General features: G+C 70.8%; 15 protein-coding genes. 13 read left to right on the forward strand and 2 right to left on the reverse strand.

The features are described 5' to 3' along the window. Positions 1–4 precede the first annotated feature (4 nt). The 8 genes from gatA to OG747_RS31005 all read left to right on the forward strand — a co-directional run bounded on the left by gatA (position 5) and on the right by OG747_RS31005 (position 8,686). Entirely contained in the window at positions 5–1,510 is a 1,506-nt protein-coding gene (gene gatA, locus OG747_RS30970; RefSeq protein ID WP_405882660.1) for an Asp-tRNA(Asn)/Glu-tRNA(Gln) amidotransferase subunit GatA, read from the forward strand. Further along, on the forward strand, positions 1,507–1,749 hold the full coding sequence (locus OG747_RS30975; RefSeq protein WP_143603000.1) for a hypothetical protein: 243 nt from the start codon (positions 1,507–1,509) through the stop codon (positions 1,747–1,749). The genes gatA and OG747_RS30975 overlap by 4 nt, the downstream gene beginning before the upstream one ends. 16 nt (positions 1,750–1,765) lie before the next feature. Continuing rightward, positions 1,766–3,283, forward strand: coding sequence for an Asp-tRNA(Asn)/Glu-tRNA(Gln) amidotransferase subunit GatB (gene gatB, locus OG747_RS30980; RefSeq protein WP_405882661.1), 1,518 nt, complete (start codon positions 1,766–1,768; stop codon positions 3,281–3,283). A 227-nt stretch (positions 3,284–3,510) separates the two neighbouring features. Then, entirely contained in the window at positions 3,511–4,077 is a 567-nt protein-coding gene (locus tag OG747_RS30985) for a GNAT family N-acetyltransferase (RefSeq protein ID WP_405882662.1), read from the forward strand. 64 nt (positions 4,078–4,141) lie between these two features. Next, entirely contained in the window at positions 4,142–4,741 is a 600-nt protein-coding gene (locus OG747_RS30990) for a hypothetical protein (RefSeq protein WP_405882663.1), read from the forward strand. Positions 4,742–4,929: 188 nt separating this feature from the next. Beyond that, positions 4,930–5,127, forward strand: coding sequence for a hypothetical protein (locus OG747_RS30995; RefSeq protein ID WP_405882664.1), 198 nt, complete (start codon positions 4,930–4,932; stop codon positions 5,125–5,127). Between the two features lie 134 nt (positions 5,128–5,261). Further along, positions 5,262–8,345, forward strand: coding sequence for an AAA family ATPase (locus OG747_RS31000; RefSeq protein ID WP_405882665.1), 3,084 nt, complete (start codon positions 5,262–5,264; stop codon positions 8,343–8,345). Positions 8,346–8,392: 47 nt separating this feature from the next. Beyond that, entirely contained in the window at positions 8,393–8,686 is a 294-nt protein-coding gene (locus OG747_RS31005; RefSeq protein ID WP_405885772.1) for a DUF6191 domain-containing protein, read from the forward strand. A gap of 9 nt (positions 8,687–8,695) precedes the next feature. On the opposite strand, the gene OG747_RS31010 is transcribed toward OG747_RS31005, so the two are convergent. Both OG747_RS31010 and OG747_RS31015 read right to left on the reverse strand, forming a co-directional pair. Next, positions 8,696–9,862 (reverse strand): PQQ-dependent sugar dehydrogenase, encoded by a 1,167-nt coding sequence (locus OG747_RS31010; protein WP_405882666.1) that lies wholly within the window; start codon positions 9,860–9,862, stop codon positions 8,696–8,698. Between the two features lie 111 nt (positions 9,863–9,973). Next, complete coding sequence (locus tag OG747_RS31015) at positions 9,974–10,972, reverse strand: aldo/keto reductase (RefSeq protein ID WP_405882668.1); 999 nt, start codon at positions 10,970–10,972, stop codon at positions 9,974–9,976. A 75-nt stretch (positions 10,973–11,047) separates the two neighbouring features. Here OG747_RS31015 and OG747_RS31020 point away from each other — a divergent pair, with 75 nt between their 5' ends. From OG747_RS31020 to ilvC, 5 genes are all read left to right on the forward strand, one after another. Next, positions 11,048–11,989, forward strand: a complete 942-nt coding sequence (locus OG747_RS31020; protein WP_405882669.1) for a 2-hydroxyacid dehydrogenase — start codon at positions 11,048–11,050, stop codon at positions 11,987–11,989. A 384-nt stretch (positions 11,990–12,373) separates the two neighbouring features. Then, positions 12,374–15,421 carry a putative bifunctional diguanylate cyclase/phosphodiesterase gene (locus tag OG747_RS31025; protein ID WP_405882670.1) on the forward strand — a complete coding sequence of 1,016 codons (3,048 nt, stop codon included), beginning with the start codon at positions 12,374–12,376 and terminating at the stop codon, positions 15,419–15,421. A gap of 226 nt (positions 15,422–15,647) precedes the next feature. After that, positions 15,648–17,528 (forward strand): acetolactate synthase large subunit, encoded by a 1,881-nt coding sequence (locus OG747_RS31030; protein ID WP_405882672.1) that lies wholly within the window; start codon positions 15,648–15,650, stop codon positions 17,526–17,528. 28 nt (positions 17,529–17,556) lie between these two features. Beyond that, entirely contained in the window at positions 17,557–18,087 is a 531-nt protein-coding gene (ilvN, locus tag OG747_RS31035) for an acetolactate synthase small subunit (RefSeq protein WP_405882673.1), read from the forward strand. A 146-nt stretch (positions 18,088–18,233) separates the two neighbouring features. Continuing rightward, positions 18,234–19,232 (forward strand): ketol-acid reductoisomerase, encoded by a 999-nt coding sequence (ilvC, locus tag OG747_RS31040; RefSeq protein ID WP_405882674.1) that lies wholly within the window; start codon positions 18,234–18,236, stop codon positions 19,230–19,232. Positions 19,233–19,320 lie beyond the last annotated feature (88 nt).

Consider the following 19,320-nt stretch of genomic DNA (forward strand, 5'->3'; position numbering starts at 1 on the left):
CACCATGACGGACACCAACGTCAACATCATCAGGCTGACGGCGGCCGAGATCGCCGCGAAGATCGCCGCGGGCGAGCTCACGGCCGTCGAGGTCACCGAGGCCCACCTCGCCCGGATCGACGCCGTCGACGAGAAGGTGCACGCCTTCCTGCATGTCGACCGCGAGGGCGCGCTCGCGCAGGCCCGCGCCGTGGACGCGAAGCGGGAGCGGGGCGAGAAGCTCGGCCCCCTCGCCGGTGTGCCGCTCGCGCTCAAGGACATCTTCACCACCGAGGGCATTCCGACCACCGTCGGTTCGAAGATCCTCGAGGGCTGGATTCCCCCGTACGACGCGACCCTCACCAAGAAGCTGAAGGCCGCCGACGTCGTCATCCTCGGCAAGACCAACATGGACGAGTTCGCCATGGGGTCCTCCACCGAGAACAGCGCGTACGGGCCCACCGGCAACCCCTGGGACCTCACCCGTATCCCGGGCGGCTCCGGCGGCGGGTCGAGCGCCGCGCTCGCCTCCTTCGAGGCTCCCCTCGCCATCGGCACGGACACCGGCGGCTCCATCCGCCAGCCCGCCGCCGTCACCGGCACGGTCGGCGTCAAGCCGACGTACGGCGGGGTGTCGCGCTACGGCATGGTCGCGTTCTCGTCCTCCCTCGACCAGGGCGGTCCCTGCGCCCGTACGGTGCTGGACGCCGCGCTCCTGCACGAGGTCATCGCGGGCCACGACCCGCTCGACTCCACCTCCATCGACGCCCCGGTCCCGCCGGTCGTCGAGGCGGCCCGCAACGGCTCGGTCGCCGGCATGCGTGTCGGCGTCGTCAAGCAGTTCCGCGGCGAGGGCTACCAGGCCGGTGTCGTGCAGCGCTTCGACGAGGCCGTCGCCCTGCTGGGGAAGCTCGGCGCCGAGATCGTCGAGCTGGACTGCCCGTCCTTCGACCTGGCGCTCGCCGCGTACTACCTGATCGCCCCGTCCGAGTGTTCGAGCAACCTCGCCCGCTTCGACGCCATGCGCTATGGCCTCCGCGTCGGCGACGACGGCACCAAGTCGGCCGAGGAGGTCACCTCCCTCACCCGTGAGGCGGGCTTCGGCCCCGAGGTCAAGCGCCGCATCATGCTCGGCACGTACGCGCTCAGCTCCGGCTACTACGACGCGTACTACGGCAGCGCCCAGAAGGTCCGTACGCTCATCACGCGCGACTTCGAGAAGTCGTTCGAGAAGGTCGACGTGATCGTCTCGCCGACCACGCCCACCACCGCCTTCCCGATCGGCGAGCGCGCCGACGACCCGATGGCGATGTACCTCGCGGACCTGTGCACCATCCCGACCAACCTGGCGGGCAACGCCGCCATGTCGCTGCCCTGCGGTCTCGCCCCGGAGGACAACCTCCCGGTCGGTCTGCAGATCATCGCCCCCGCGATGAAGGACGACAGGCTTTACAAGGTGGGCGCTGCTGTCGAGGCCGCCTTCGTGGAAAAGTGGGGGCACCCGCTGCTCGAGGAGGCTCCGTCGCTGTGAGTAAGGCCCTGTCCAAGGCCAAGGGCTTCAAGAAGTCCAAGTCCGGCACGTACCTGTCCATCGCGAGCACCGCGTTCGGAGCGATCGGCGTCGCCAAGCAGGCCAAGAAGGCCCGTACGGAGCACGACACGCTGCGCCTCATCGACGCGGCCGTGTCCGCCGCCGCCATCGTCACCGGCCTCGCCATCCTCTACCGGGAGCTCAGGCGCCTGGGCGACGACGACGTCCTGCTGGGCTGAGAGGGAAGTTTTCACCGTGACCACCACGACCGACGAGCTGGTGTCGTACGAGGACGCGCTGGCGTCGTACGACCCCGTCATGGGCCTCGAAGTCCATGTCGAGCTCGGCACCAAGACCAAGATGTTCTGCGGGTGTTCCACCGAGCTGGGCGCCGAGCCCAACTCGCAGACCTGCCCGACCTGCCTCGGCATGCCCGGCTCGCTGCCCGTCGTCAACGCGACCGGCGTCGAGTCCGCGATCAAGATCGGCCTCGCGCTGCACTGCGAGATCGCCGAGTGGTGCCGCTTCGCCCGGAAGAACTACTTCTATCCGGACATGCCGAAGAACTTCCAGACCTCCCAGTACGACGAGCCGATCGCCTTCAACGGCTACCTCGACGTACAGCTGGAGGACGGAGAGGTCTTCCGTGTGGAGATCGAGCGCGCCCACATGGAGGAGGACACCGGCAAGTCCACCCACGTGGGCGGCGCCACCGGCCGTATCCACGGCGCGACGTACTCCCTCCTGGACTACAACCGCGCGGGTATCCCCCTCATCGAGATCGTCACCAAGCCGATCGAGGGTGCGGGCGAGCGCGCTCCCGAGGTCGCCAAGGCGTACGTCGCCGAGCTGCGCGAGCTCATCAAGGCGCTCGGCGTCTCGGAGGCCCGCATGGAGATGGGCCAGATGCGCTGCGACGTGAACCTGTCGCTGCGTCCGCACGGCCGCGAGAAGTTCGGCACGCGCTCCGAGACGAAGAACGTCAACTCGCTGCGCTCCGTGGAGCGTGCGGCCCGCTTCGAGATCCAGCGGCACGCGGCGGTCCTCAACAGCGGCGGCACGATCATCCAGGAGACCCGCCACTTCCACGAGGACACCGGGTCCACGACCTCGGGCCGCGTGAAGGAGGAGGCCGAGGACTACCGGTACTTCCCGGAGCCCGACCTCGTCCCCGTCGCCCCGTCCCGTGAGTGGGTCGAGGAGCTGCGCGCGGGCCTGCCCGAGCAGCCGCTGGCCCGCCGCAACCGGCTGCGCGAGGAGTGGGGCGTCAGCGCCCACGACATGCAGTCGATCCTGAACGCCGGTGCCATCGACCCGATCGTCGCCACGATCGAGGCCGGTGCGGACGCCGCGTCCGCCCGCAAGTGGTGGATGGGCGAACTGGCCCGCAGCGCCAACGAGTCGGGCAAGGCCCTGGAGGACCTGCCCATCACCCCGGCGCAGGTCGCCCGGGTGACGCAGCTCGTCGCCTCCGGAGACCTGAACGACAAGCTCGCCCGCCAGGTCATCGAGGGTGTGCTCGCGGGCGAGGGCACCCCGGACGAGGTCGTCGAGAAGCGCGGTCTGAAGGTCGTCTCGGACGAGGGCGCGCTGACCGCCGCCGTCGACGAGGCCATCGCCGGCAACCCGGGCGTCGCGGACAAGATCCGCGGCGGCAAGGTGGCCGCGGCCGGCGCCCTGGTCGGCGCGGTCATGAAGGCCACCCGCGGCCAGGCCGACGCGGCCCGCGTCAAGGAACTCATCCTGGAGAAGCTGGGCGTCAGCGAGGGCTGAGTACCCGTAAGTAACAACCTGGGGGGATGCATCGGCTCCGATGCATCCCCCCAGGCATGTCCGCGGGTCACCCCGCCGACGACAGCGACACCGTCGTCTGGCACCCCACCGTTCCTTTGGACTGAGCGGGGGTGAGCCCGGTCAGTCGCATGAGAGGCTGGCGGCTGCGACGGACGCCGAGGTGGCGGACGTACTGGAGGACGAGCTGGAGAAGGAGCGGCAGCAGGATGTACGCGATATCCCTGGGTGACGACGGCGCGGAACTGCGGCCCCTGGAGCCCTGGCACGCGCAGGAGTTCCTCGCGCACCTGGACCGGGGGAGGGAGTTCATCGGGCAGTACATCCCGTTCGGGTCCAAGGCCACGGACGTGCCCTCCGCGCGGGAGACGCTCCAGCGGTACGCCGACATGCGCGCCGCCGACACCGGGTCTCTGCACGGCCTGTGGCTGGAGGGGAAACTCGTGGGCGGGGTGCTCTTCCTGAACTTCGACGCGGAGCGCGGCAACTGCGAGGTCGGGTGCTGGCTGGAACCCGCCGGCACCGGACGCGGTCTGGTCACCCGCGCGATGCGGCTCCTCATCGACTGGGCGGTCGAGGAGCGCGGGATCCACCGCGTGGAGTGGATCGCCGCCTCGGCGAACGAACCGAGCGTGAACGGCGCCCGGCGGCTCGGGATGACACGGGACGCGGTGCTGCGGGAGAGCTTCCCCCACCGGGGCGTACGCCACGACATGGAGGTCTGGTCGGTGCTCGCGCCCGAGTGGCGGGCGGCACGCGCGCGTGAGCGACGATGACCTCGACCGCCGCTCACAACGATCATTAAGAGACTTCTCAGACTCCGTCCGTACGGTGCCGGTCATGGGAACCAAGACAGTTGACGAAGCCGTGGACGCGAACGGCACCGAGGCAAAGAGCGACGAGAAGACCGTGGACGTCACCAAGACCGAAGAGGCGCCGGCCGCCGAGGCCGAGGACCAGGAAGACACCGACACCGACACCGAGGAGCAGGACGACCTCGACGCCGAGGCCCTGGAGGGCGACGCCGCCCCCGAGACCGAGAAGGGCACCGGCGTCGGCCAGGGTGCCGCAGCCGTCGTCTCCGCCGGACTCGGCATCGTGTCGCTCAGCGGCAGCTGGGTCGCCACCGTGGCCGCCGCCCGCGAGACCCTCGTCGGCCAGCTCCGGACCTCGTCGTCCGCGAGCGTCGCCACGCAGGTCAAGGAGGTCTACGGCGACGCCTGGGCGACCACCGCGCTCGTCGGCGGCCTCTTCGCGCTGGCCGCGCTGATCGTCGGCGTCGTGGTCCTGGTCCGGCCCGCATTCGGCGCCCCCGGCAAGCCGCAGGCCGCCTGGATCAAGTCCGTCGCCTGGGCGGGCGTCTCGCTCGGCGTCATCGGCCTGGTGCTGGCCGTCGCCAAGTACTCCGACATTCTGCTCGGACTGCCCTCCACCAGCTGAATTCCCGGCTGGATCCTCCGCACCTCTGAGGGGCCTTAGAGCCGCCGTACGTCACTTACGGCCGCTCTAAGGCCCTTCGCGTGCGCAAGATGCGGAACTCTCCCGATGTGGCGCACCCCCCCTGGGAGACGAAGGTTGAGGCATCGCAAGAAGCGAGACCGCAACCGGCTCTTCACGAGGGGTACGAGATGTTCGAGTACGAGCTCCACCAGACCCGATCCACCGAGCTGATCCGCGAGGCACAGCACCACCGGCAGGCGCGGGAAGCCCTCCGTAGCCGCCGCGCCAACCGCCGCGCCGCCGCGCGCGAGTCCGGGCAGAGCGACCTGGAGGGCCAGGCGGACAGCCCGGGTCCCCGCCGGCACCGGTTCGCCCGCGCCGCGTGAGCGCGGGGGCGGGGGCGGGGGCGGGGGAGGACGGCCGCACGGGGGTCGGCCGCTTTCCGCAGGGCGGCGACCGCCGGGTCGGACCGGCGGTCGCCCGCCCGATAATCAGTGCCGCACTGTCGGACCCCTGTGCGATGCTCGGGCCTGTGGAAGTTAGGTCCGTCAGCCCGGTGTTCGTCGGCCGCACCGACGAACTCGGCGTCCTGCACGACGCGCTCGCCCGCACCGCCGGTGGGGGTACCTCCCAGGCGTTCAGCACTGGGGGAGAGCCACAGGCATTGCTGCTCGGGGGCGAGGCCGGGGTCGGAAAGACCCGCCTGCTCGAGGAGTTCGCCACCGCGGCCGTCCGCGAGGGCGCCGTCTTCGCGTGCGGCGGCTGCGTCGAGATCGGCGCCGACGGACTGCCCTTCGCGCCCTTCTCCACCGCCCTGCGCGCACTGCGCCGACAACTCCCGGACGAGCTCGCCGCGGCGGCCGCCGGACAGGAGGACGAGCTGGCCCGGCTGCTGCCCGAGCTGGGCGAGGCCGGCCGCGGCGGGCGGCTCGAAGAGGAGGGCATGGCCCGCCTCTTCGAGCTCACCGCCCGTCTCCTGGAGCGCGTCGCCGCGGACCGCACGGTCGTCGTCGCCCTCGAAGACCTGCACTGGGCCGACGCCTCCACCCGCCACCTGCTGGCCTACCTCTTCCGCACCCTGCGCAGCGGCCGCCTCGTCGTCATCGCCACCTACCGCGCCGACGACATCCACCGCCGCCACCCACTGCGCCCCCTCCTCGCCGAACTCGACCGCCTCCGCACGGTCCGCCGCATCGAACTCGGCCGCTTCAGCCGCGCCGAGGTCGGCCGCCAGATCGCCGGCATCCTCGCCCACGAACCCGACCCCGCCCAGGTCGACGACATCTTCGAACGTTCCGACGGCAACGCCTTCTTCGTCGAGGAACTCGCCGTAGCCGCCCGCCAGGGCTGCCGTACGGGCCTCACGGACTCCCTGCGCGACCTGCTCCTCGTCCGCGTCGAAGGCCTCCCCGAGAGCGCCCAGCGTGTCGCCCGGATCGTCGCCGAGGGCGGCTCCACCGTCGAATACCCACTGCTCGCCGCCGTCGCGCGGCTCGCCGAGGACGACCTCATCGAAGCGCTGCGCGCCGCCGTCGGCGCCAACATCCTGCTCGCCTCGCCCGGCGGCGACGGCTACCGCTTCCGCCACTCCCTGGTCCGCGAGGCCGTCAGCGACGATCTGCTGCCCGGAGAGCGCTCCCGCTTCAACCGCCGCTACGCCGAAGCCCTGGAGGCCGACCCCACGCTCGTACCGGCCGACGAGCGCGCCACCCGCCTGGCCAGCTACTGGTACCACGCGCACGACGCCGCCAAGGCCCTCCCGGCCGTCCTCGACGCCTCCGTGGAAGCCCGCCGCCGGCACGCCCACTCCGAGCAACTCAGGCTCCTGGAGCGGGCGATGGAGCTGTGGGAGCTCGCCCCCGACGCCGTACGGGACGAGCTGCGCCCCATCGACTACGTGGAGGTCTTCCCGCCCTGTGGCTGCGACCCGGCCACCGCACCCCTGCGCTACCTCGACCTGATGGCCGAGGCGGCCGTCGCGGGACGGCTGTGCGGGGAGCGCGAGCGCGCTCTGAAGATCACCAAGCGGGCGCTGCATCTCCTGGAGGGCGAGGACGATCCCCTGCGCGCCGCCTGGTTCTGGATCCAGCGCTCCCGCCTGGTGCAGGCGCAGGCCCGCGGGGACGGCTGGCAGGAGCTCGCCACCGCCCAGGACCTGGTGCGCGGTCTGCCGCCCTCCGAGGTGCACGCCGAGGTGCTGTCCATGGTCGCCGCCTGGTGCATGCTGCGCGAACCGGGCCCCGGCGCCCTCTCGGCCGCGGAGCGCGCCGTGGAGTACGCGCGCATGGTGGGTGCCCGGGACATCGAGCTGAACGCCCGGCTCACGCTCGGCGGCCTGATGGTCGACGCGGGCGACGTCGAGGCGGGCATCGCGGAGATGTACGAGGTCAGGGAGCGGGTACTCCGGCACGGCACCTTCCTCGTCATGGGGCGCGTCCACATCAACCTGCCGTCCCACCTGGAGTCGGTCGGCCGTTCCCGTGAGGCCGTCCCCATTTTGCGCCATGGCATCGAACTCGCCCGGAAGAAAGGGCTGTTGGACACCGAGGTCTGGGTGTGGGGCAATCTGGCCGAGTCGCTCTACGCGCTCGGCCAGTGGGACGAGGCCGTCGAAGCCGCGCGGAACGCGCTGGGCGTCGGGCTCAGCGGCAAGCCGTCCGGCATCGGCGCCATGCGGCTGGCGGACCTCGCGCTCGCCCGCGGCGACCTCGCCGAGGCGGGCCGCCAACTCGTCGGCGCCCGCTGCCACTTCGGCACCCACGACCCCATGCCGCAGCACTCACTTCCCCTGGTCCGCACCACGATCGGCGTCGCCGCCGGTGAGGGGCGCCTCCTCGACGCCCGCGCCGCCCTGGAGCATGCCCTCGACGCGGGCTTCCCGCCCGGAACCCAGCGCGACGGCTGGCCGCTGCTGCTCGCCGCCGCCACCGCGGAGGCCGACGCCCGCGGACTGCCCGTCGCCGAAGCGGGCCGCCCCGAGACCGTGGAGCACCTCCGGGGGGCCGCCAAGTCCCTGGCCACCGGAGCGCCGGTCTGGCTCGCCCACGAGAGGTGGGTGCGCGCAGAACTGCGCCGCGCCGAGGGCTCGGTCGACCCGCACGAGTGGTCCGAGGTGGTCACCGCCTTCGAACCCCTGGAGCGCCCCTACGACCTCGCCCGCGTCCGTCACCGCCTCGCCGAGTCCCTGCTGACCTCGGGCGCCGACGAGGACGGCCGGGCCCGCGCCACCGAGCTCCTCCGGCTGGCCCGGGCGGCCGCCGACCACCTCGGTGCCCGCCCGCTCGCCGACGCCGTCGCACTGCTCGCCCAGCGGGCCCGCCTCGCCCTGGGCCGCGCCCCCGAGACGTCCGCCCCGGCTCCCGTCGACCCGGCGGAGGCCCTCGGCCTCACCAGCCGCGAACGCGACGTCCTGCGCCTCGTCGCCGTCGGCCGCAGCAACCGCCAGATAGCCGAGGAACTCTTCATCTCCCCCAAGACCGCCAGCGTCCACGTCTCGAACATCCTGGCCAAGCTGGACGTCTCAGGCCGGGTGGAGGCCGCGGCCCTGGCCCATCGACTGAAGTTGTTCCCCCAGGAGACCTCCGCCGCCCGGACGGCGGGCTGAGGCATACGCTGGGCAGGACTCGGGCCGAGGGAGACGCCGTGTTCAACATGTTCGAGGAGCTCTTCGCACCAGGCCGCAAGCACACCAACGAGGAACGCAAGCGGCTGGAACTGACGCGCGTGGACCTGAACGACGGCGACCCGGGCCGCGGGCCCATAGACCTGTCCTCGGGCAAGGTGGTCGTACGACTGCCGAAGCAAGAGCAAGAGCAAGAGCAAGAGCAAGAGCAAGAGCAAGAGCAACAGCGAGAGCAAGAGCGGGAACAAGGCCAAGAGCAGGGGAACGAGCGGGAGCAGGCGGACGCGGGGCAGGAGCCCATGCCGGAGCCGGACGAATCCTGAGGCCCGGGCCTACTTCACCTCCAGCTCCAGAATCCTGTCGTCCCCCTTCCCGGGGCGGCCGCGGCCGTCCGTCTCGCTCGTCACCAGCCAGAGCTTGTCGCCGCCCGCCGAGACCACCGTGCGCAGGCGGCCGTACTCGCCCTCCAGGAAGGCCTGCGGGGCGGCCGCGGCCTCTGTGCCCTTCAACGGGATGCGCCACAGGCGCCGGCCGCGCAGGCCGGCCATCCAGATGGAGCCCTCGGCGTAGGCGATGCCGCTCGGGGAGGCCTGGTCCGTGTGCCACTGGGCGACCGGGTCGTGGTACTTGGGGTTGCCGCCCTTGCCCTCGACCACCGGCCAGCCGTAGTTGTCGCCCGGCTTGATCTGGTTCAGCTCGTCCCAGGTGTCCTGACCGAACTCCGAGGCCCACAGGCGCTGCTTGTCGTCCCAGGCCAGGCCCTGGACATTGCGATGGCCGTACGAGTAGACCACCGAGTCACCGAAGGGGTTGCCCGGGGCCGGGTCGCCGTCCGGTGTCATCCGCAGGATCTTGCCGCCCAGCGCCTTCTTGTCCTGGGCCAGCCCCCGGTCACCCGTCTCGCCCGCCCCCGCGTACAGCATCCCGTCCGGGCCGAAGGCGATCCGGCCGCCGTTGTGGATCATTCCCTTGGGGATGCCCTTGAAGATCGTGTCCGGGGCGCCGAGCTGCTCGCCGGACGGCTTCTTCCCGTCGTACAGCATGCGCACGATGCGGTTGTCCGAGGCCGTCGTGAAGTACGCGTAGATCATGCGGTCCGAGGCGTACGTGGGGGAGAGCGCGAGGCCGAGGAGGCCGCCCTCTCCCGCCGGGGCCACCCCCGGCACCTGGCCCAGCTCCGTCTTCTTGCCGGACTCCTCGTCGACCCGCGTGATCGTCCCCTCGTCCCGCGAGGACACCAGCAGACCGCCCTCCGGCAGCGCCGCCAGACCCCAGGGCGACTTGAGGTCCTCGGTGACGGTGCGCACCACCTTCACCGAGCCCTTGGCCGGCGCGGCCGTCTCGGTGGCCCGCTGCGAGGACGACGCCCCCGTCCCCTTACCGCTCGACGACGGGGCCAGGCCACCGAACGGTGACCCTCCTCCGCCGCCGGAGGAGCAACCGGCCGTCACCACCAGCGCTGCCGCGGCCAACACGGCCTTCATCACTCGACGTTGCATGATCAGAGGTCCCTTCGACGCGGCGGTCCTCCTGTTTCATACACCGCGCGCGTCCCTCGGGTTCGGATCAACGAACCTCGAACCCGCGAGGCCCCCGATACCCGTGAGGTTTCAGTCCCAGGAACCCTGTGCCCCCGGCAGCCCCGCCACCTCCACCAGGTCCTCCGCCGTCAGCCGCAGCTCAGCCGCCCCCGCGTTCTCCACGACCCACCGCTCCCGCTTGGCCCCCGGCACCGGGACCACCTGCCGGCCCTGGGCCAGGACCCAGGCCAGCGCCACCTGCGCGGGCGTGACATCGTCGCCGTGCCGCCGGGCGATGCGCCGCAGCCCGGCGACGATGGGCTGGTTCGCGGCCGTCATCTCGGCCGTGAAACGGGGATGGCGGGCGCGCACGTCGTCCGGCTCGAAGCCCTCGCCGGGGGTGAGCGTGCCGGTCAGGAAGCCGTTGCCGAGGGGCATCGCCGCCAGGAAGCCCACCCCGCGCGCCGCGCACCACGGCAGCAGCGCGTCCAGCGCCTCCGCCGACCACACCGACAGCTCCGCCTCCACCGCGCTCACCGGGAAGACCTGCTGCACCCGCTCCAGCTGCCGGATCGTTCCGTCGTGCAGCCGCGCCCCCGAGCGACGGGAGGACCGGGCGCCCACCGCACACAGCCCGAGCGAGCGCACCTTTCCGGCCGACACCAGTTCGGCCATCGCGCCCCATGTCTCCTCGACCGGAATCTCGGGGTCCGCGCGGTGCAGCTGGTAGAGGTCGATCACATCCGTCTGGAGGCGGCGCAGCGACGCGTCGCACGCCCGCTTCACATAGCCGGGGCGGCCGTTGGCCACGACGTGCTGCTCACCCACCAGCAGCCCCACCTTGGTCGACACGAAGGCCTCGGCGCGCCGCTCCTTGAGCACCCGCCCCACCAGCAGCTCATTGGTGAAGGGGCCGTACATGTCAGCCGTGTCGAGGAGCGTCGACCCCCGGTCGAGCGCCGCGTGCACCGCGCGCAGCGACTCCTCACCGCGCTGTCGCGAACCGGTGTACGCCCAGCTCATCGGCATGCACCCGAGCCCGATCGCCCCTACATCGAGCGTCGCCGCGCCGATCGTCCTGCGCTCCACCTGGCCCTGGCCCTCCTTCTTCCGGCACCCAACCTAACCTCTGCACGTCCGGGTGCCTGGCATAGCCTCCCGACCATGACTTCCGATGTGTGGCTTCCGTTTCACGCCGAAGAGATCGAGGGCCTGCCCGAGGGCCTCGACTACCGCTTCTGGGACGGCGACCAGGAGTTTCCCGCGGATCCCGCCGACTGCGCGTTCTATGTCGTGCCGTACATGAAGCCGCCGGCCGTCGGGAAGCGGCCGTTGGCCGAAATGACCTCGCTGCGGGTCGTGCAGACGCTCTCCGCCGGGGTCGACCACATCGTGCCGGCTCTGAAGTCCCTGCGCCCGGGCGTGCAGTTGTGCAACGCCCGCGGGGTGCATGAGGCGAGCACCGCCGAGCTCGCCCTCGCCCTGATCCTCGCCTCGCTGCGGGGCATCCCCGACTTCGTACGGGCGCAGGACAAGGGGGAGTGGCGCTCCGGTTTCCGTCCGGCACTGGCCGACAAGTCCGTGCTGATCGTGGGGTACGGGCCGATCGGGTCCGCGATCGAGGACCGGCTCGCGCCGTTCGAGGTAGCGCGGGTGGCGCGCGTCGCGCGCTCTGAGCGCACCACGGCGCGCGGTCCGGTGCACCGACTCACGGAACTGCCCGCACTGCTCCCCGAGGCCGACATCGTGGTGCTCTCGACGCCCCTCACCGAACGCACGCGGGGCATGGTGAACGCCGATTTCCTGTCCCGGATGAAGGACGGCGCGCTCCTCGTGAACGTCGCCCGCGGCGCCGTCGTCGACACCAAAGCGCTCCTCGCCGAGCTGGACAGCGGGCGCCTCACCGCGGCCCTCGACGTGACCGATCCGGAGCCGCTGCCTCAGGGACATCCCTTGTGGCAGGCGCCCGGCGTGCTCATCAGCCCCCACGTCGGCGGTCCCACCTCAGCGTTCCTGCCGCGCGCCGAGCGGCTTCTGATCGCGCAGTTGAATCGTTTCGTGAACCGTGAGCCACTGGGCAACGTGGTCCTTACGGCGGGCGCGTAATCAGCTTCGGGCACCCTCCGCAGTCCGCCGAATGCGGACGGTGTCCGCATTGCCGCTGGTCGTCACGGAGCGTAGAGAAGCTATGTCCCTGAGTGACGAGACTGGTGTATCGTCCCGACAGGGGATGCGCCGTGCACCATTCGGCGCCGGGGTATGGACATTCGGACTGCGAGGGGGGCGACGGGCGATGCACGGCCTATGGACCAACGATCCGACACGGCGGGGCCGCCGACGACCCTGGCGCGTCGCCACGCGCAGACGCGGCCACGGAGGCCATGGTGGCCATGGCGGCCACCATCACCGCCGGCACGGCGGCCGCAGGAGGCATGCGCACCCGGCGCACACGGACCAGCGGGACCCCACGGCGCGGACCGGGTGGACCCGGTGAGCTCCCCCGGGGCGCTGCTGACCCGTCGGTCGGCGCTCGGTGGCGGGACGGGCCTGATCTCGCAACTCGTGCTGGCCCTGGTGTGCGCGGCATACGCCGTCGGTTCCGCGCTCGGCTGGGGCTCCGCGGGCCTCGCGCTGTTCATGGGCGACTTCGGGCTGAGCGCCGCCGCGGGGACCGCCGCGGTCTCCTGCTTCTTCTACGCCCGCAGCCGCCGCAGCCGCCTTCGGCCCGCGTGGCTGCTGTTCGCGCTCTCCTCCACCATGGCCGCGCTGGGCAATGGGGTCTGGGGGTGGTACGAGGTCGTCCTCGACCGCCAGGTCCCGAGTCCCAGTTGCGCCGATCTCTTCTTCCTCTGTTTCGCTCCGCCCGCCATCGTAGGACTGCTCGTGCTAGCCAAGAGGCCCGTGACCAAGGCGGGTTGGGTCTGCCTGGCGCTCGACTCCTGGCTGATCGGCGGTTCCTTGCTCACGCTGTCCTGGAGCCTCGCGCTCGCGCAGGCGGCGAAGTTCGACGGGCCGAGCGTCGCGCACACCGCGCTCTCCCTGGCGTACCCGCTGATGGACATCGCCCTGGTCAGCATGGTGCTCGCGCTGCACTTCAGGCGTTCGTCGGTGAACCGCTCCGCGGTGAACACCGCGATCGGAGCCCTCGCCCTCACCGTGATGTGTGACGCCCTGTTCACCTCGCCCCTCCTGCACAACAACTACCACTCCGGTCAGCTCCTCGACGCGGGCTGGTTCGCCGGCTCGCTGCTCCTCGCGTACGCCCCCTGGGTCGGTCCCCGGCACGGGCAGCCGGCCGCCGACGGGCACGGCATGGACGGGCACGCGCGCGTGGTGCACGAGCACATCCCGGGGCAGCGACAGGAAGGACGGCCGGGGGAACGCCGGCCAGGAGAGCGGCAGCCGGAAGACTGGCAAGGAGACCGACAAGGAGACCGGCAGGGGGGACACGGGCTTCCTCAGGGACCTCAGGGATCCCAGGGAGGAGGTCACGACCGGTATCCGGTCACCCGCCCGATCGCCGGATCGCTGGCCGCACTCACGCCCTATCTGGCCGCCGCCGTGTGCACCCTGGGAATTCTCTACAACGTCCTCAACGGCCGCAGCGTCGACCGCGTGGTCCTCATCACCGCGGGGCTCGTCGTGCTCGCCCTCGTGGTGCGCCAGGGCATCATGCTGCTCGACAACATCACCCTCACCCAGGAGCTGGCCCAGAAGGAGAACCACTTCCGCTCCCTGGTGCAGGGCTCCAGCGACGTCATCATGATCGCCGCGCCCAACGGCATCCTGCGGTACGTCAGCCCAGCCGCCGCCGGGGTCTACGGCCGCAACGCCGAGGAGCTCGTCGGCTCCGAGCTCGCCTCGCTCATCCACCCCGAGGATCTCGGCTGCGTGGTGCACGAGGTGCGCCGCTTCCTGGCCGCCAGCCATCTGGAGGAGCCCACCACTCGCATCGAGTGCCGCTTCAAGTCCGGCGACGGCGGCTGGCTCAATGTGGAGTCCACCGTCAACCGACATCACGGCGGCCTCATCTTCAACAGCCGTGACGTCACCGAGCGGGTCCGTCTGCAGGCACAGCTGCAGCACAACGCCGAGCACGACCCGCTCACCGACCTGCCCAACCGTGCGCTGTTCACCCGGCGCGTCCAGCAGGCCCTGTCCGGCCGCCGCTCCACCGACCGCGGCGCCGCCCTCCGGGGCACGGCCGTTCTCTTCATCGACCTCGACGGCTTCAAGGCCGTCAACGACACGATCGGGCACCAGGCCGGCGACGAGCTCCTCGTCCAGGCCGCCCGCAGACTCCAGGAGTCGGTACGGCAGGGCGACACCGCCGCCCGCCTCGGCGGCGACGAGTTCGCGGCGCTCATCGTCGGCGACGGCACCCGCGACCGCTCCGCGCGCGAGCAACAGATCCTGGAGCTCGCCGACCGCCTGCGGATCAAGCTCTCCCAGCCGTACGCCATCGACGGCAACGATGTCCGGGTCGCGGCGTCCATCGGCGTCGGCTTCGCCGAACCGGGCTTGGGCGCGGGGGAGCTGCTGCGCAACGCCGACCTCGCCATGTACCGCGCCAAGGCGGCCGGAAAGGGCCGCGTCGAGCTGTACGCGCCCCAGATGCAGCAGGACGTCGTACGGAAGGCGGAGCTGGCGACGAGGCTGCGCTCCGCCCTTCAGGACGGCGAGTTCACGCTGCTGCACCAGCCCGTGGTCTGCCTTGAGAACGGCCGGATCACGACGGTCACCGCCCAGGCGCGCTGGCGCTCCTCGCAAGGGGTGCTCTTCACATCCGCGGAGTTCCTGCGCGTCGCCGAGGACAGTGACAAGACCGCCGAGCTGGGCCGCTGGATGCTGGAGGAGGCCGTCGAGCAGGCGGCCGAGCGGGCCGCCGCGGGTGTCACGGTGCCCGTGGCCGTCCGGATGAGCGCCCGGCGCCTGCTGGACCGCTCGATGCCCCTCGGCTCCGTCGAGGCCCTGCTGACCCGGCACGGGCTCTCCTCGGGCGCCCTGATCGTCGAGCTGTCCGACACCGACCCCCGGGTCTCCCTGGACGAGCTGGAGCGCCGTCTGAACGCGCTGCGGCGGCTCGGCGTCCGGATCGCCCTGGACGGCTTCGGAAGCGGCTACGCGGCCATCACGGCCCTCAGAAGGCTCCCCGTCGACGTACTGAAGGTCGACCGGGGCCTCGTCGAAGGCGTTGTCGAGTCCGCCCGGCTGCACAAGATCACCAGCGGGCTGCTGCGGATCGCCACCGACCTGGGGCTGCACTCCGTGGCTGACGGCGTGGACTTGCCCGAGCAGGTCGTCGCCCTGCGCGCGATGGGCTGCACACACGGGCAGGGCATGGCCTTCTCCGGGCCGCTCGACGAGTACAGGCTGCGCAGAGCGCTGTCTTCCGGCCATTATCCGGTGCCGCACGGCCCGGTCGAGCCCGCGTTCGCGGGCGGCGGCGCGGGGGTGTATACGAGTGGTGTGCCCGCAGTTTTCGGGGGCGGTACGGCCCTCCGCTCACATAATGAGACTCCCGTCCCACCTACTTGACAGTCGGTGCGTGCCGGGGGGAGGGTCAATGCCATGCGCACCCGAATTCTCGTACTTGGAAAGCGCGTCGGCTGAAGCTGGTGGCCACCGGACGGACCCGGAACACCCAGCGACCGCACCCGGCGCGCTCCCCTCGCTTGCCTCACGGCACGAGGGGTTTTTTGTTGCACAGGCACCCATCACACACCGTACAAAACTCGCAAAAACCCTCAGCATCGAGAAGAGAATGCCGATGACCGAGCAGGCCACCGGGGCCCACCATCCGCAGCCGCGGCCCCGTTCCGGAGGACAGCAGTCCGCGCCCGAGCACGTCACGGGTGCGCAGTCCCTCATCCGCTCGCTTGAGGAGGTCGGGGCCGAGACCGTATTCGGCATTCCCGGCGGCGCGATCCTTCCGGCCTACGACCCGCTGATGGACTCCCGGCGCGTGCGGCACGTCCTCGTGCGGCACGAGCAGGGCGCGGGCCACGCGGCCACCGGTTACGCGCAGGCCACCGGCAAGGTCGGCGTCTGCATGGCGACCAGCGGCCCGGGTGCCACCAACCTGGTGACGCCGATCGCGGACGCGCACATGGACTCGGTGCCGCTCGTGGCGATCACCGGGCAGGTCGCGTCCAAGGCGATCGGTACGGACGCCTTCCAGGAGGCGGACATCGTCGGCATCACGATGCCGGTCACCAAGCACAACTTCCTGGTGACCAAGGCCGAGGACATCCCGAAGACGATCGCGGAGGCCTTCCACATCGCCTCCACCGGCCGCCCGGGCCCCGTCCTCGTCGACATCGCCAAGGACGCCCTCCAGGCGCAGACCACCTTCCAGTGGCCGCCCGCCACGGACCTGCCCGGCTACCGCCCCGTGACCAAGCCGCACGCCAAGCAGATCCGCGAGGCCGCGAAGCTGATCACCCAGGCCAAGCGGCCCGTCCTCTACGTCGGCGGCGGCGTCCTCAAGGCGCGGGCCACCGCAGAGCTGAAGGTCCTCGCGGAACTCACCGGAGCGCCCGTCACCACCACCCTGATGGCGCTCGGCGCGTTCCCCGACAGCCACCCGCTGCACGTGGGAATGCCGGGCATGCATGGTGCGGTCACCGCCGTCACCGCGCTGCAGAAGGCCGACCTGATCGTCGCCCTCGGAGCCCGCTTCGACGACCGCGTCACCGGCAAGCTGGACAGCTTCGCGCCCTACGCCAAGATCGTCCACGCCGACATCGACCCGGCGGAGATCGGCAAGAACCGCGCCGCCGACGTGCCGATCGTGGGCGACGCCCGCGAGGTCATCGCCGACCTGGTCCAGGCCGTGCAGAAGGAACACAGCGAGGGACACGCCGGCGACTACACCGCCTGGTGGAAGGACCTCAACCGCTGGCGCGAGACGTACCCGCTTGGCTACGAGCAGCCGGACAACGGCTCGCTGTCGCCGCAGCAGGTGATCGAGCGCATCGGGCAGCTCGCCCCGGAGGGCACCATCTTCGCGGCGGGCGTCGGCCAGCACCAGATGTGGGCCGCGCACTACATCCAGTACGAGAAGCCCGCGACCTGGCTGAACTCCGGCGGTGCCGGAACGATGGGCTACGCGGTTCCGGCCGCGATGGGTGCCAAGGCCGGCCGGCCGGACCGTACGGTCTGGGCGGTGGACGGCGACGGCTGCTTCCAGATGACCAACCAGGAGCTCACCACCTGTGCCCTGAACAACATCCCGATCAAGGTCGCCATCATCAACAACGGCGCCCTCGGGATGGTCCGCCAGTGGCAGACCCTCTTCTACAACCAGCGCTACTCCAACACGGTGCTGCACTCCGGCCCGGACGCGACCGTGTCCAATAGCGGCTCCGCCGTGGGCAAGCAGCCGAGCGCCGGCACCCGCGTCCCCGACTTCGTGAAGCTGTCGGAGGCCATGGGCTGCTACGCGATCCGCTGCGAGTCCGTGGACGATCTCGACAAGGTCATCGAAGAGGCGAACTCGATCAACGACCGCCCCGTCGTGGTCGACTTCATCGTCCACGAGGACGCGATGGTGTGGCCGATGGTCGCCGCCGGGACGTCCAACGACGAGATCATGGCCGCCCGGGACGTCCGCCCCGACTTCGGCGACAACGAAGACGACTGAGAGACCGAGAGAGAGCCGAGTCCGAACCATGAGCACCAAGCACACCCTCTCCGTCCTCGTCGAGAACAAGCCCGGTGTCCTCGCCCGGATCACCGCCCTGTTCTCCCGCCGCGGCTTCAACATCGACTCGCTCGCCGTCGGTGTCACCGAGCACCCCGACATCTCCCGCATCACCATCGTGGTGAACGTGATCGAGGCGCTGCCGCTCGAACAGGTCACCAAGCAGCTCAACAAGCTCGTCAACGTCCTGAAGATCGTCGAGCTGGAACCCGGCTCGGCGGTGCAGCGCGAACTCGTTCTGGTGAAGGTGCGCGCCGACAACGAGACGCGCTCCCAGATCGTCGAGATCGTCCAGCTGTTCCGCGCCAAGACAGTGGACGTCTCCCCGGAGGCCGTCACCATCGAGGCCACCGGCGGCGCCGACAAGCTGGAGGCCATGCTCAAGATGCTGGAGCCGTTCGGCATCAAGGAGCTCGTCCAGTCCGGCACGATCGCGATCGGACGCGGGGCGCGTTCGATCACGGACCGCTCGCTGCGCGCGCTCGACCGATCAGCCTGATCCTTGGTAGGGGCGGTCGGTGATCGCCGGCCGCCCGTGTGCCGCCCGTGTGCCGCCCGTATACCGAGACCCGAAAACTTCCCTTTCCCCGCCCGCCGTACGGTGGGACGCAACACCGGCAATACCGGAAAACAAGGAGAACCCCAGTGGCCGAGCTGTTCTACGACGCTGACGCCGACCTGTCCATCATCCAGGGCCGCAAGGTCGCGGTCATCGGCTACGGCAGCCAGGGTCACGCCCACGCGCTGTCGCTGCGCGACTCGGGTGTCGACGTCCGCGTCGGTCTGCATGAGGGCTCCAAGTCCAAGGCGAAGGCCGAGGAGCAGGGCCTGCGCGTGGTGACGCCGTCGGAGGCCGCCGCCGAGGCCGACGTCATCATGATCCTGGTGCCGGACCCGATCCAGGCCCAGGTCTACGAGGAGTCCATCAAGGACAACCTCAAGGACGGCGACGCGCTGTTCTTCGGCCACGGCCTGAACATCCGCTTCGGCTTCATCAAGCCCCCGGCCGGCATCGACGTCTGCATGGTCGCCCCCAAGGGCCCGGGGCACCTGGTGCGCCGTCAGTACGAGGAGGGCCGCGGCGTTCCCTGCATCGCGGCCGTCGAGCAGGACGCCACGGGCAGCGCCTTCCCGCTCGCCCTCTCCTACGCCAAGGGCATCGGCGGCACCCGCGCGGGCGTCATCAAGACGACCTTCACCGAGGAGACCGAGACCGACCTGTTCGGTGAGCAGGCCGTCCTGTGCGGTGGTACGGCCGCGCTGGTCAAGGCGGGCTTCGAGACCCTGACCGAGGCCGGCTACCAGCCGGAGATCGCGTACTTCGAGTGCCTCCACGAGCTGAAGCTCATCGTCGACCTGATGTACGAGGGCGGCCTGGAGAAGATGCGCTGGTCGGTCTCCGAGACCGCCGAGTGGGGCGACTACGTCACCGGCCCGCGGATCATCACCGACGCCACCAAGGCCGAGATGAAGAAGGTCCTCGCCGAGATCCAGGACGGCACGTTCGCCCGGAACTGGATGGAGGAGTACCACTCCGGTCTGAAGAAGTACAACGAGTACAAGCAGCAGGACGAGAACAGCCTCCTGGAGACCACCGGCAAGGAGCTCCGCAAGCTCATGTCGTGGGTCAACGACGAGGCGTGAGCCGTACGGCCGAGGGGCCGGAGCATCCGGCTCCGGCCCCTCGGCCTAACCCTGGGTAACGCCCGCGATCGCGACGTTGTCCACACCG

Source organism: Streptomyces sp. NBC_01384 (assembly GCF_045040035.1).
Lineage (GTDB): Bacteria > Actinomycetota > Actinomycetes > Streptomycetales > Streptomycetaceae > Streptomyces.

What these genes read in the sequence shown, in the direction of transcription:
- OG747_RS30985 (WP_405882662.1), top strand. Translation starts at nt 3,511, where the DNA reads ATGTACGCGATATCCCTGGGTGACGACGGCGCGGAACTGCGGCCCCTG.
- OG747_RS31030 (WP_405882672.1), top strand. Translation starts at nt 15,648, where the DNA reads ATGCCGATGACCGAGCAGGCCACCGGGGCCCACCATCCGCAGCCGCGG.
- gatA (WP_405882660.1), top strand. Translation starts at nt 5, where the DNA reads ATGACGGACACCAACGTCAACATCATCAGGCTGACGGCGGCCGAGATC.
- OG747_RS31005 (WP_405885772.1), top strand. Translation starts at nt 8,393, where the DNA reads ATGTTCGAGGAGCTCTTCGCACCAGGCCGCAAGCACACCAACGAGGAA.
- OG747_RS31010 (WP_405882666.1), bottom strand. Translation starts at nt 9,862, where the DNA reads ATGCAACGTCGAGTGATGAAGGCCGTGTTGGCCGCGGCAGCGCTGGTG.
- ilvN (WP_405882673.1), top strand. Translation starts at nt 17,557, where the DNA reads ATGAGCACCAAGCACACCCTCTCCGTCCTCGTCGAGAACAAGCCCGGT.
- OG747_RS31020 (WP_405882669.1), top strand. Translation starts at nt 11,048, where the DNA reads ATGACTTCCGATGTGTGGCTTCCGTTTCACGCCGAAGAGATCGAGGGC.
- OG747_RS31000 (WP_405882665.1), top strand. Translation starts at nt 5,262, where the DNA reads ATGCTCGGGCCTGTGGAAGTTAGGTCCGTCAGCCCGGTGTTCGTCGGC.
- OG747_RS30995 (WP_405882664.1), top strand. Translation starts at nt 4,930, where the DNA reads ATGTTCGAGTACGAGCTCCACCAGACCCGATCCACCGAGCTGATCCGC.
- OG747_RS30990 (WP_405882663.1), top strand. Translation starts at nt 4,142, where the DNA reads ATGGGAACCAAGACAGTTGACGAAGCCGTGGACGCGAACGGCACCGAG.